The 11,927-nt window shown below is 58.8% G+C and carries 12 protein-coding genes and 1 tRNA gene; 7 read left to right on the forward strand and 6 right to left on the reverse strand.

The genetic code is table 11. From position 1 onward, the window contains the following. The first annotated feature begins 115 nt into the window (after positions 1–115). The 3 genes from KX729_RS06705 to KX729_RS06715 all read left to right on the forward strand — a co-directional run bounded on the left by KX729_RS06705 (position 116) and on the right by KX729_RS06715 (position 3,961). Entirely contained in the window at positions 116–511 is a 396-nt protein-coding gene (locus tag KX729_RS06705; RefSeq protein WP_219741864.1) for a winged helix-turn-helix transcriptional regulator, read from the forward strand. Positions 512–685: 174 nt separating this feature from the next. Further along, entirely contained in the window at positions 686–2,137 is a 1,452-nt protein-coding gene (locus KX729_RS06710; RefSeq protein ID WP_219741649.1) for a DHA2 family efflux MFS transporter permease subunit, read from the forward strand. A 105-nt stretch (positions 2,138–2,242) separates the two neighbouring features. Then, positions 2,243–3,961: a hypothetical protein gene (locus tag KX729_RS06715; RefSeq protein ID WP_219741650.1), complete on the forward strand. Its 1,719-nt coding sequence runs from the start codon at positions 2,243–2,245 to the stop codon at positions 3,959–3,961. A 141-nt stretch (positions 3,962–4,102) separates the two neighbouring features. Here the strand turns inward: KX729_RS06715 and KX729_RS06720 are convergent, their stop codons facing one another. Beyond that, entirely contained in the window at positions 4,103–5,623 is a 1,521-nt protein-coding gene (locus tag KX729_RS06720; protein WP_219741651.1) for an ABC-F family ATP-binding cassette domain-containing protein, read from the reverse strand. 387 nt (positions 5,624–6,010) lie between these two features. On the opposite strand from KX729_RS06720, the gene KX729_RS06725 reads away from it, so the two are divergent. Continuing rightward, positions 6,011–6,313, forward strand: a complete 303-nt coding sequence (locus KX729_RS06725) for an alkylphosphonate utilization protein (protein ID WP_219741652.1) — start codon at positions 6,011–6,013, stop codon at positions 6,311–6,313. A gap of 32 nt (positions 6,314–6,345) precedes the next feature. Here the strand turns inward: KX729_RS06725 and KX729_RS06730 are convergent, their stop codons facing one another. From KX729_RS06730 to KX729_RS06745, 4 genes are all read right to left on the reverse strand, one after another. Continuing rightward, on the reverse strand, positions 6,346–6,723 hold the full coding sequence (locus KX729_RS06730) for a hypothetical protein (protein WP_219741653.1): 378 nt from the start codon (positions 6,721–6,723) through the stop codon (positions 6,346–6,348). Between the two features lie 236 nt (positions 6,724–6,959). After that, complete coding sequence (locus KX729_RS06735) at positions 6,960–7,397, reverse strand: type II toxin-antitoxin system VapC family toxin (protein WP_219741654.1); 438 nt, start codon at positions 7,395–7,397, stop codon at positions 6,960–6,962. Next, the gene (locus KX729_RS06740; protein ID WP_219741655.1) at positions 7,394–7,645 is read right to left on the reverse strand and encodes a type II toxin-antitoxin system Phd/YefM family antitoxin; all 252 of its coding nucleotides are present in this window, start codon (positions 7,643–7,645) and stop codon (positions 7,394–7,396) included. The genes KX729_RS06735 and KX729_RS06740 overlap by 4 nt, the downstream gene beginning before the upstream one ends. 66 nt (positions 7,646–7,711) lie before the next feature. Further along, positions 7,712–9,280: a helicase HerA-like C-terminal domain-containing protein gene (locus KX729_RS06745; RefSeq protein ID WP_219741656.1), complete on the reverse strand. Its 1,569-nt coding sequence runs from the start codon at positions 9,278–9,280 to the stop codon at positions 7,712–7,714. Between the two features lie 155 nt (positions 9,281–9,435). Between KX729_RS06745 and KX729_RS06750 the strand changes: the two genes are divergently transcribed. The 3 genes from KX729_RS06750 (at position 9,436) to KX729_RS06760 (ending at position 11,493) form a co-directional block, all read left to right on the forward strand. Beyond that, positions 9,436–10,452 (forward strand): YihY/virulence factor BrkB family protein, encoded by a 1,017-nt coding sequence (locus KX729_RS06750; RefSeq protein ID WP_219741657.1) that lies wholly within the window; start codon positions 9,436–9,438, stop codon positions 10,450–10,452. Positions 10,453–10,704: 252 nt separating this feature from the next. Continuing rightward, positions 10,705–11,097, forward strand: coding sequence for a hypothetical protein (locus KX729_RS06755; protein ID WP_219741658.1), 393 nt, complete (start codon positions 10,705–10,707; stop codon positions 11,095–11,097). Positions 11,098–11,172: 75 nt separating this feature from the next. Beyond that, complete coding sequence (locus tag KX729_RS06760) at positions 11,173–11,493, forward strand: YrhB family protein (protein WP_219741659.1); 321 nt, start codon at positions 11,173–11,175, stop codon at positions 11,491–11,493. Between the two features lie 30 nt (positions 11,494–11,523). On the opposite strand, the gene KX729_RS06765 is transcribed toward KX729_RS06760, so the two are convergent. Further along, positions 11,524–11,599: transfer RNA gene (locus KX729_RS06765), tRNA-Thr, on the reverse strand. Between the last annotated feature and the right edge of the window lie 328 nt (positions 11,600–11,927).

An 11,927-nucleotide genomic window follows, 5' to 3' on the forward strand; every position in this document is an offset into this window, starting at 1 on the left:
TTCCTGATTGCGTGACGGGAAAATATGGCCGACAGTCTCCATCGGGAAGAAGGCACCCAAAAGATTTATACATACCAAAAGGAGAGTGACTGTGGTGCAGGGCATCAAGCCATCGATGCGGTCGCCGTTGGGCCGTGAAATCCCCGATCAGGTCGATCCGGTTCTGGAGGAACTGGTGCGCGGTATCATTGCCCAGGTGGCCGACAAATGGACGATGCTGATCCTCGAAGTCCTGGAAGAGCATGGCACCCTGCGCTTCACGCAGATCGGCAAGCTCACCGAGGGCATCAGCCAGAAGATGCTGACCCAGACCCTGCGCCAGATGGAGCGCGACGGCTTCGTGTCGCGCATCGTCCATCCGGTCATCCCGCCCAAGGTGGAATACAGCCTGACGGAACTCGGTCATAGCCTCAGCGCTGCTTTCTGCGGTGTCTGGGAATGGGCCGCCGCCCGTCACGCGGATATCGAAGCCGCCCGCCGCGCTTTCGAGGCGCGCAACCGGGCGGACTAAGCAAGCACCTGCGCGGTCGCTGCCGCCTCTCACGACCCCGTGATTAGCATGCTAAGCTTTGTTGCATTGCGGCAGAGATGGTGGTTTAACGGGTTTCGCCGACCGCCCCAATCCGGCAGCCGGGCAGCCTCTCCCTCCGGCTTCTCCTGATATGCCCTCCATGGCACGCCACTCATGACTTCCGTCGACGATACCACCGTTTTCGCGGTCGAACGCGATCCCAAACTGCGTTTCATCATCCCGGCCGTGGTCGCGGTTGCCTTCCTGATGGAACAGCTCGACCAGACGATCATCGTCACCGCCATTCCCGATATCGCGGCAAGTCTCGGCACCGTGCCGCTCAGGATGAACCTCGCGATCACCACCTATGTGCTGACGCTTGCCATGTTCATTCCGGTCAGCGGCTGGTTTGCAGACCGGTTCGGCGCGCGGCGCGTCTTCATGGCGGCGCTGCTCGTCTTTTCGGTAGGGTCGATCCTCTGCGGCATGGCGACCAGCCTGCCGATGCTGATCGCCACCCGCGCGCTACAGGGCATCGGCGGCGCGATGATGACGCCGGTCGGCCGGCTGATCCTGATCCGCAGCTTTCCGCGCGCCCAGCTGATCACCGCCATGACCTACATGACCCTGCCGGCGATCGTCGGTCCTTTGCTTGGCCCGCTTTTGGGTGGTTTCCTGACCACCTATGTCTCCTGGCGCTGGATCTTCTGGGTCAACGTGCCCTTCGGCATTATCGGCATGCTGGTGGCGATGCGGTATGTCGAGGATACCAGGGTCGATGCCACCGCAAAGTTCGACCTGCCGGGTTTCCTGATGGTCGGCGTGTCCTGCGTGCTCTTACAGTTCGGCATCGAAAATATCGGCCGCCCGACCGTTCCCGTCTCGGCGATCGTCGGCGTCATCGCCGTTGCGGTCCTGCTGTTCCTCGCCTTTGTGCGTTATGCGAAGAGCGTGGCGGCACCGGCCGTCGACATGAACCTCTTCAAGGAACGCACGTTCACGATCGGCACGCTGGCCGGCGGCGTCTGTCGCATCGGGCTGAACGGCGTGCCCTTCCTGTTGCCGCTGATGCTGCAGGTGGCCTACGGCTTCAGCGCCATGACGACGGGCCTGATCACCTCCGTCAGCGTGCTGAGCGCGCTTGTGGCGCGGCCGCTTCTGTCGCGGGCGCTGCGCCGTTTCGGTTTCGCCCATGTGCTGACCTGGAGCGCCGTCGGCGGCTCCGTCATCATCGCCGGCTTTACGCTGCTCGGGCCTGACACGCCGCACTGGATCATCTCCGCCTATGCCATGCTGTTCGGCTTCATGCGCGCCATGCAGTTCATGAGTTCCAACACGCTCTCCTATTCCGATATGCCGGCCTCCCAGCTTTCCCGCGCCACCTCGGTCGGCGGCGTGCTGCAACAACTCTCTGTCACCTTCGGCGTTTCGATCGCCGCCATGCTGCTCGGCCTCGTCACACAAGACGGTTCGGCGCTGACGCCGGAGACGTTTGATACGGTCTTCCTGATTTCGGCTGTGCTGCCATTGCTCGGTATTCCGGGGTTCTTTTTCCTGAAGCCGGAGGATGGGGCCGAGGTGAGCGGGTATTCTTCGCAAAATAAAAGAAAATCCGAGCGCTCTTAGATTCCACGCCAACGGGGCGGCATCTTAAGTCGATAAAATAACAAGTTGTTGTATTTTTAGGAGGTTGTGATAATATTTATCGGCAATCATGAGTTGGAGGTTGTCATGGATGCTGCCGGTGTGATCGATATTTTCTTTTCAAAAATGACAATTCCAATGGCGGTCATGACCATGATAGTGGCGATCGCATGTTTCGGGTTTTCTTTTAAGAAATTCACCACTCTTGCGTGGCAACCCGGTATGTCAAAGGTTCCGATTGGCGCGAGATATTGGACGACATACTATAATTATTATGTATCTGGAATTATATATGCATCTATATCGATAATATTGTTTATATTGCTTATATTTTCACCCGAATTGCTTGATTATATATTGAAGATTATTTCGGGGAAGCTAAATTTGGGGGAACTGTCGATACCGACACAGGGTTTTCCCGATGTCGCGCGACCGATCGTGGCACTGAGTGTGATCTTCGTTTTGTTCGGAAGCCGTAAAAGCCCATTTCACGGAGTCGAGGAAGGGCTTCGTGGGTTTCTTCAGGATTGCGCATCTATTCCGACGAAAGTGCGATCTGTTGTCAATTCAATGGTCAAAGCAACATTCGATCCATCGAGAAAAAGCCAGTTGGCCGGCGCTGCGGCCGAGTTCATGTCCGATGCGTCGATGGATGAATGGCCCGAACACGTCAAGGGCAAATCCTTTGACGACAAGCTTTACAAGATACTGGCTGTGAAAGCGGAGATCGACAAGTGGTCCAGCACGATGTCTGAGCTCAATGCCCTTCACAAAGAATGCGCTGAAGAGTTCGGCCGATTGGACGCCGACATGCGATCGCTTTTTTTGCAGATCGAGAACTACATCGATCTCATTAAAAATAACGCTGAAAAACATGATATAGATGAAATGGAAAGAGATATACTCTTGTATTTGGATAATATGGAATCCAGAGTGTATTTGCCGATAGCATGGAAGCTTTTTATCGGATCGAGATTTATTTCGAGGCGGCGGCAGATATTGGAAAAAGTGGGATTTCTGGATCTTCCTATGACGAAGCCAAGAGTTGTATTAAAGTCGATGCAAGAGGATATCTATCAAATTTCAGCCGGATTGCTATTCGTTATATACCCCGTTGGTATTTTCATTGCGTCGGCTTTCTTACATTGGAAGCCGGACAATAAATGGTGGGACGTTCTATTGATTTGGCCTATGCAATTCGTGATTTTCTTCCTGTCCATCCTGGTGCCGGCGATATGGATTGCCGACAGGATACATAAAGACAACAAAAATCGCTTTCTGGGTTATTTGATTGCCGCACCTTTTGGATTTTTCGGCTCGATCTTGAGCATCGCCGCAACCCGCGGAATAGCTGACGGGGTCATTTCTGCCTCGACCGGTCAAGGCCTCGCTTCCGCGATCGTTTCTGCAGGGGCAGTCGCTCCGTTCGGTTTCTGCGCGGCGATAGTTACTGTTACTCTATCGGTACTTTCGGATATTCCGCGGAATTTTATCGGGCGATCTTTGTTAGATGGTCTGATAACGGCGATCGCGGCCGTGTTTTCGGTCGTTCTGGCGTTTGGTTTTGCTCAGGAAATTGATCGTCCCCTTTGGGACTTGCTCTGGCCCGATCAGGCCTTGATCCAGCAATTGCCGACGCTGAGACCCCTGCAGATGATAGTGCCTCTGATCTCTTTCGCCGGATTTGCTCTCGGATTGTATGTACCTTCCGCCTTTCGCCGATATCGGCAGGGTCTTTCTTCGTCAACGTCAACGGCGCCAAAGCCGGTATCGCCCCCGCGGTCAGTCGAGGTGGCATTGCCCTAGGTTCTACGCTGGCAGTTGCCACGTCGCCGCTCTCGATGCATTCCGAGCATGCGGCAAAGGCCGGCGCATCGGTGGCGCCGCAGATCCGGGAAAGCATCCCGAGGTCTCTAGGATCGATCGCGAGCATCTTCAGGCGGCTTCTCAGCGCCGTGCCGCCGCGAAGAACACTTCCGGGCCTTCCACCTCCACCAGCCGTTTCCCCTCGATCTGCCAGAACCGGTTGCCGATGGTGCGTACGAAACTGCGGTCGTGGGAGACGAGCAGGCAGCTTGCCTGATGTCCCAGCAATTCCGCCTCCAGCGCCTCCTGGCCATCGATATCGAGATGATTGGTCGGTTCGTCGAGCAGGTAGAAATTCGGCTCGCGAAGTCTCAGCACCAAGAGCCCCAGCCGCGCCTTCTGCCCGCCGGACAGGGCTGAGACCGGCTTGCCCTGCATATCGATCGACATGCCGGCGCCGGCCAGCAGGGTGCGCGCTCGCTGGTCGCCGATATCGAAACGGTGGATGATGGTTTCGTGCGGGGTGCGCCGGTCGTCGAGATCGGCCAGCGCCTGGTCGCCGTAACCGAGCACCAGAGAGGGCGTCGCCTTGATGCCGTCCGCCGTCGAGTTAGGCTCGGCGATCGCCCGGCGCAGCATCGTCGCCAGCCGCGTCTTGCCGGTGCCGTTGCGGCCGAGCAGTACGATCCGGTCGCCCTGGCAGATGAACTGCTGGCCGGTGCGAAACAGCAATGTGCCGTCCGGCGTCTTCACCTCGGCATTATCGAGTGTCACCAGCACCTTGGCATGCGTGCAGCGGTTGGCGAGGCGGATGGCGCCGGCGGAGCGTTCCAGATGCGCCGGCTTAGTGGCATCCTCCAGCTTTTCGGCCCTTTCCTTTAGCTGCTTGGTCTTGGTGATCAGAAGATCGCTGCCGGAATTGATGCCGATATTCTTCAGCTTCGCCGCCTGCTTGCGCAGTTGGTCGGCGGTCTTCATGTCCCGCTCGTAGCGCCTGGCATCCGCGGCATCCGCCTCGTCCAGCGCCACCCGCGCCGGGCTGTAGGGCAGGGAGAAGACCTGGCTGTTCTCCGGCCGCAGAAACAGGGTGCGGCTGCTGACGGCATCGAGAAAGGCGCGGTCATGGCTCGCGAGGATCACCGGCACATCTCGCGGCAGCGCATTCAGCCAGTCTTCCAGCAGCGCGATCTTGGCGAGGTCGAGATGGTTTGTCGGCTCGTCGAGCAAAAGCACGTCCGGCTCGGCCACCCAGGCCCGCGCGATGAGCGCCAGCCGCTGCCAGCCGCCGCTCAAAGCGGAAAGCTGTCGTTCCTGCAGCTCTTCCGGCACCTCCATGCCTGCGAGAACTACATCCGCCCGCCAGCTCTCGCTGTCGATCTGGTCGGCCGGCAAGGCCTGCAGCACGGCATCCCGGAAGGTTGCGCCAACAAGGGCAGGAGGCACGTTCTGCTCTACCAGTCCGACCGTCAGCCCGCGGGCACGGGTAATCTCACCCTCGGTCGCATCCAGCCGGCCGGTGATGCAGTTCAGAAGCGTGGACTTGCCGCGCCCGTTGGCTGCGACGATGCCGATCCGGTCGCCGGCATTGACGGTGAGATTGAGCCCGGAAAACAGCGGGCTGGAAAGGATCACTCCGAGATTGCGGAGGTTGAGAATGCTCATGATAAATCTCTGGTCTTGCCGCAGAAGGACGGTGTTGCCGGCACGCAGCTTTCAGCAACGCCGCCGTTTGCGGTGGGTATGAAATGGCAGGTGAATACCTGCCGGCCACGAAGGACCGACCAGAATGAGGATGTGTGAGAAAACGGCCTCTGGTCAGCCCTGCAAACGCATCTGCAGGGCGACGATCGGGCCACGGGGCCGGTAGAACCGGAGATAGAAATTGCGCACGTGACCCTCCTTTCTCTGATGAGCACGGGAGGTGAAATATCATCGCACCCGGCGGATTGCAATCTGACGGCGTGGAATGATGGCTCTGCCGGTCTTGCCCCACCCGGCCCGCTGCTATAGGGCCGATCCGAGACAGAGTTAGATTTCAGGGGAGAGCCGATGACCGCCGGTGACGACGACTACATCTATGACGAGGCAACCGGCGAATGGCGCCCGGCGTCGGAAATCGCCGCAGCCGCCGCACTGGCCGCCGAAGTGCGCGACGCCTCCGGCAACCTGCTGCAGGACGGCGATTCCGTCACTCTGATCAAAGACCTGAAGGTCAAGGGCGCCGGCCAGACCCTGAAACAGGGCACGGTGATCCGCTCGATCCGGCTGACGGACAATCCCGAAGAGATCGACTGCAAGCATGACGCCATCAAGGGTCTGGTGTTGAGGACGGAGTTCGTGAAGAAGCGGTAAAAGGCAAGGCGAGACGAAACGTGCGTTGTCGATCAGCCGAATTTGTCGTCCGTCATGCCGACGCCCGTATCCTTGTCTTTGGGAAACAGGCCATAGTAGCAATCGGAACCGACTATCCGATCGTCATTATAAACGGTCGATAACGTCACTTCGCAGAACTTGTCGCCGAGATTAGCGCGGTAGAAGCGCTTCATGTACTCACGCGGATAGACTTCAATATAGTCACTCACCGGCGCAATCTCCGTCATGCATTGGTTGATCTCGCTCCAGATGGCACGGTCCGCCCTGTAAAGATTGGCCGGGTTGGTGGACGGATAGCACCATCTCGCCGGTCCCTTTATCCGCCGCAAAGTGGACGCCATATTCTCGATCCGGTCCTTGGCCGATTGCGGCCAGGCGAATCTGTCCATGTTCGTGATCTCATCCCAGGCAACAAAGCTCGCAATGAGCAATGCGACGGCAAGGACAAGTCGTTTTATCCGACCTTGCGGGTAAAGTTTCATAGCGGAATCATAGGGTAATGATTGGTTGCATCCGGATTGCCTGGTACCAAGCTGTGTCGTTCGGCCCCATCTGTCAACCAACGCGCTGCCAACTTGATGCCCTAGTGCTGCGGACCGAGTTTATGCGGAAGCGGTGAGGACGGTCATTCCGGTGGCCGCTGGACCGAAACATCCAACGGCTCGAAGTGGCGGATATTGTTTGTAACGACAGTCAATCCGTGTGCTTTTGCGGTGGCGGCGATCATCACATCGGCCAGATCCTGCGGGGTTCCGCTTGCGTCCGCGTCGTCAGCCATCTCGCCTGCAATCCTCGCTGCATCGGCATCGAAGGGCAGGATGCGATCTTTAAATGTTGAACCGATGCCATCAAGCCAGTCGGCAAGCTTCGCGGCGCGCTCTTGGCCGCCTTTGCGATCAAGCTTTCGGATGCCGCGCTCAATTTCCGCGATGGTGATCGCTGCGATATAGAGCCGCCCGGCTGCGCCTTCGGTTATTATCCAGTCACGCAAGGCAGTCGAAGGCTCATATCTGCCAGGCGCCAAGCGGGAAATGACGTTCGTGTCGAGAAGATACCCACTCACAGGTCGATATCACGCATAGTCGAACGATCCCGTTCGAACTCGATTCCGCCGGGAAACGACATGAGATACTCGCCGAAATTCAACTGGGCTTTGCCGAGTGCCTTTTGGGCGGCCTCCGCAGCTTCGATGCTGACCAACGCAGCCACTGGCTTGCCGTGACGGGTAATCGTCACGATCTCGCCCTTCAACGCCTGATCGACAAGAGTGGAGAAACCGGCCTTTGCCTCGCGGAGATTGACTGTCGACATGGCATATACCTCTGTAGTCACATGTGACTACAGTAGGGGCTGGCCTTGCCGATTTCAATCACAGAGTTACCGCTTCAAACTCCCCAAAATCCCGCGAACGATCGCCCGGCCCACCTGCGTCGCCACCGTCCGCGTCACGCTCTTCATTGCCGCTTCGATGATCGTCTCGCGCTGGTAGCCGGAGCGTCCGCGCGGCTGGTCGCGGCGGTCGTCGTCGTCCTTGTGGCCGAAGCCCGGCAGCGTCCAGCCGGTGGTCTCGCCGGAGCCGGCGGGCTGGCCGGGGTCGAGTTCGTCCTGCGCCTTTTTTGCAGCCGCCTGGTCGGATGCCGTCTTAGCCTTGGCGGCCAGCATTTCGAAGGCGCTTTCGCGGTCCACGTCCTCGTCATAAATTCCGAGAACCGGGCTCCTGTCCATCACGGTCTGGCGCTCGGCATCGGTCAGCGGGCCGATGCGGCCCGACGGCGGGCAGATGAGGGTGCGTTCGACCATCGACGGCGCGCCCTTGCCTTCCAGCGTCGAGACCAGCGCTTCGCCGGTGCCGAGATTGGTGATGGCCGTGGCGCAATCGAAAGCCGGGTTGGGGCGGAATGTATCGGCGGCGGTGCGCACCGCCTTCTGCTCGCGCGGCGTATAGGCGCGCAGCGCGTGCTGCACCCGATTGCCGAGCTGGGCCAGTACCGTTTCCGGCACATCGAGCGGGTTCTGGGTGACGAAATAGACGCCGACGCCCTTGGAGCGGATCAGGCGCACCACCTGTTCGACACGATCGAGAAGAACCTTCGGCGCCTCGTCGAACAGAAGATGCGCCTCGTCGAAGAAGAAGACCAGCTTCGGCTTGTCCGGATCGCCGACTTCCGGCAGTTCCTCGAAGAGTTCGGAGAGCAGCCAGAGCAGGAAGGTCGCGTAGAGTCGCGGGTTCATCATCAGCTTGTCGGCGGCAAGGATCGACACCTGGCCATGGCCGGTATTGGGGTTGACCCGCATGATATCGGTGATCTTCAGCGCCGGCTCGCCGAAGAAATGTTCCGCACCCTGCTGTTCCAGCACCAGCAGCGCGCGCTGCACGGCGGCGACCGACGACTTGGAGATCAGCCCGAACTGGCTGGAAAGCTCGGTGGCGTTTTCAGCCATGTAGTTGAGCAGCGAGGTGAGGTCCTTGAGATCGAGCAGCGGCAGGCCGGCCTTGTCGGCGATCTTGAAGGCGATGTTGAGCACGCCTTCCTGCGGCTCGGACGCATCCATCAGCCGGGAGAGCAGCAGCGGTCCCATTTCGGCGATCGTGGTGCGGACCCGGTGGCCCTTTTCGCCGTAGATATCCCAGAAGATCACCGGGAACTGCTCGAACTCATAATCCTGATAGCCGATCTGTTCGGCGCGCTTGAGGAGGAAGTCCTTGGCCTCGCCCTTGGCGGCGATGCCGGACAGGTCGCCCTTGATGTCGGCGGCGAAGACCGGCACGCCGGCGCGCGAAAAGCCTTCGGCAAGCACCTGCAGCGTCACCGTCTTACCGGTGCCGGTGGCGCCGGTCACCAGGCCATGGCGGTTGCCGAACTTCATGTCCAGATATTCGGCCTTGTTGAGCGTATCGTCCGGCTTGCGGCTGCCGCCGATGAAGAGTTTTCCGGTCTCGTCCATATGCAACTATCCGCCTTCTGTTCGCGTTCAACGCCAACGGCTTACCGCCGGCAATCTCTTATAGGATGCGGCACGGCGGCGGGCAACGAAAAGCATCCGCGCGGAGATGGGTGATGACGACAGGCGACGGATCACTATTCGGAAGAGATGAAGGCATGTCCGCTGGCCGGGCCGGCGCATCTGAAAAGGTCGCGGGAGAAAAGGCCAGGGACGAAAAGAGCAGGGGCCGCGATGCCGAATCGCCTGCCGAAATCCCGGCCCGAGGCCTGAAGGATGTGTTCTGGCGGCTCTACGCCTGCCTCACCGAAGACCGCATCACGCTGATCGCCGCCGGTGTCACCTATTATCTGCTGCTGGCGCTGTTTCCCGCCGCCAGCGCGCTCGTTTCTCTCTATGGCTTCGTATCCGACCCGACGGCGATCGTCGACCGCATCGCTTTCCTGAGTTCCGTCATGCCGGCAGATGCGCTGAACATCTTCCTCGACCAGCTGAGGGCGCTCACCTCTGAACACGGCGCGACGCTTTCGATCGGCCTGATCGGCGGCCTCGCTCTCGCATTATGGAGCGCCAATAACGGCATAAAGGCACTGTTCGAGGCAATGAACGTCGCTTACGGCGAGGATGAGAAGCGCAATATCGTCTGGCTGAACGTGGTGTCGCTACTCTTCACGCTCGGCGCGCTGTTCCTGGCGATCGTCATCCTCTTTGCCATGGGCATCGTGCCGGCGGTGCTGAAATATTTCTGGCTCGACCAATGGACGGAAATTATCATCCGCTTCGCCCGCTGGCCTGTGATGATGGCCTTCGTCACCGGCGGCATCATGATGCTCTACCGCTTCGGCCCCAGCCGCGAACCCGCCAAGTTCCGATGGCTCACCTGGGGCGCGGCATTTTCCACCATCGCCTGGCTCACCGCCTCCATTGCGGTTTCCTATTACTTGTCCAATATTGCCGATTATAATGCCACTTACGGCACGCTCGGTGCGCTGATCGGTTTCATGGTCTGGACATGGATTTCCGTCATCATCGTCATCGTCGGAGCGGAGATCAACGCGGAACTGGAGCACCAGACGGCGAAGGATTCGACGACCGGCCGGCCGAAGCCGATGGGCCGGCGAGGCGCCTATATGGCGGACACGCTGGGTGAGGCTTCGGGTGGAGGGAAGGGGTGATGGCCGAACGGCGCGCGTGTTGTTCTCCGTCATCCCTGTGTTTGTCACAAGGATCCAGCAGCATCGCGTCTGCGATGCGAAAGAGTCTTTTTAGCCCAAAGACTTGGGCCGGCTGGGTTCCTGTGACAAGCACAGGAATGACGGAGGAGGTGTCGTCTCCTGCTCTGTCAAAACCACTTGCCATCGCCGAAACCTTCGGCCAAAACTAACCCTATTACCTTGACGTGAACGTCAAAACCCGAGGAGAGATTGATGAACGAACTGGTTTCCCGCGTCGCCGATTCTGTCGGCATTGCTCCGGATGTTGCCGAAAAGGCGATCGGCATGATGCTCGGTTTCCTGCAGCGCGAGGCCGATGACGGCGCGGTCGCCAAGATGATCGAGGCAATCCCGGGCGCTCCAGAACTGGTTGCCCAGTATAATGGCGAGGGTGCCGGCGGCGGCGGTCTGCTTGGCAGCCTGATGTCGAGCTTCGGCGGCGGCGGCGTCATGGCGCTCGGCCAGCAGCTGATGAGCCAGGGCCTCGGCATGGGCGAAATCACCGGTCTCGCCAAGGAAACCATGGCGGTTGCCCGCGAACACGCCGGCGATGAAGTGGTGGATACGGTGATCGCTTCGGTGCCGGGGTTGAGCCAGTTCGTCTGATCGGACGGTTTGCCGGACAGGAGGCCGCTGACTACAAGGTCGGCGGCTTTTTTGTGCGGGCTTAAGGGGCTTGAAATGCTGACCTTTGCAAGTGCCAGAAGACTTGCCGAAACCTATGTCGAGGTGATCACCAACGGCGATGGTGAATTGCTACGCGATTCGACGATTGCAAAGCCCTACGGCTGGATCTTCTTCTACCAGAATCGCGAATATTTGCGTGACCCGACAAACATACTCAATGCCTACGGTGGAAATGCCCCGTTCGTTGTCGATCGCGATACTTTAGAAGTGCGTGTGTTTGGTACGGCGTGGCCTCTGGAGACCTATATCGACCAATACGAGGCGACAATGCCGCCTGCCAGATTGTCAGGAAAACCGCAAATCCCATCCTGGTAAGATGACTGGCCGAAAAGACCGGAAATCTGATGGTGCCCCCGCCGAGGAATTGAACCTGGACCTGCTACGAACGAAGTAGCTGCTCTGACATTGAGCTACGAGGGGCGGCGGGATCAGGCTAAATCATTAGTCTTTAATAATATGATAGTGAATATAAACATTTGCGTGATCGTAAATAACGAACGTCAACCCGTGCCGATCTCGTGATGGCACCGGTGTCGCAGGTGGTAAAAACCCATTGACTTTTGCCCTTTTGAGGCACATTTCAGGCGGTGAAGGGGCACCTGTTCAGGCAGCCCTATTTCAAAGGACAAAGAGATGAACCCCGACAGTCGAAGTTCGACGTCAATATACCGACCTGTCTTTTCGGGGCTCTGATCCTTCTTTTTCAAGGATACGCGCTCCGGAGGACCAATGGTCCGAAAAGGAGCCGT

Source organism: Neorhizobium populisoli (assembly GCF_019430945.1).
Lineage (GTDB): Bacteria > Pseudomonadota > Alphaproteobacteria > Rhizobiales > Rhizobiaceae > Neorhizobium > Neorhizobium populisoli.

Excerpts from the sequence above, each read along its gene's own strand:
- KX729_RS06705 (WP_219741864.1), top strand. The coding sequence starts at position 116 with ATGCGGTCGCCGTTGGGCCGTGAAATCCCCGATCAGGTCGATCCGGTT.
- KX729_RS06710 (WP_219741649.1), top strand. The coding sequence starts at position 686 with ATGACTTCCGTCGACGATACCACCGTTTTCGCGGTCGAACGCGATCCC.
- KX729_RS06715 (WP_219741650.1), top strand. The coding sequence starts at position 2,243 with ATGGATGCTGCCGGTGTGATCGATATTTTCTTTTCAAAAATGACAATT.
- KX729_RS06720 (WP_219741651.1), bottom strand. The coding sequence starts at position 5,623 with ATGAGCATTCTCAACCTCCGCAATCTCGGAGTGATCCTTTCCAGCCCG.
- KX729_RS06725 (WP_219741652.1), top strand. The coding sequence starts at position 6,011 with ATGACCGCCGGTGACGACGACTACATCTATGACGAGGCAACCGGCGAA.
- KX729_RS06730 (WP_219741653.1), bottom strand. The coding sequence starts at position 6,723 with ATGGACAGATTCGCCTGGCCGCAATCGGCCAAGGACCGGATCGAGAAT.
- KX729_RS06740 (WP_219741655.1), bottom strand. The coding sequence starts at position 7,645 with ATGTCGACAGTCAATCTCCGCGAGGCAAAGGCCGGTTTCTCCACTCTT.
- KX729_RS06745 (WP_219741656.1), bottom strand. The coding sequence starts at position 9,280 with ATGGACGAGACCGGAAAACTCTTCATCGGCGGCAGCCGCAAGCCGGAC.
- KX729_RS06750 (WP_219741657.1), top strand. The coding sequence starts at position 9,436 with ATGTCCGCTGGCCGGGCCGGCGCATCTGAAAAGGTCGCGGGAGAAAAG.
- KX729_RS06755 (WP_219741658.1), top strand. The coding sequence starts at position 10,705 with ATGAACGAACTGGTTTCCCGCGTCGCCGATTCTGTCGGCATTGCTCCG.
- KX729_RS06760 (WP_219741659.1), top strand. The coding sequence starts at position 11,173 with ATGCTGACCTTTGCAAGTGCCAGAAGACTTGCCGAAACCTATGTCGAG.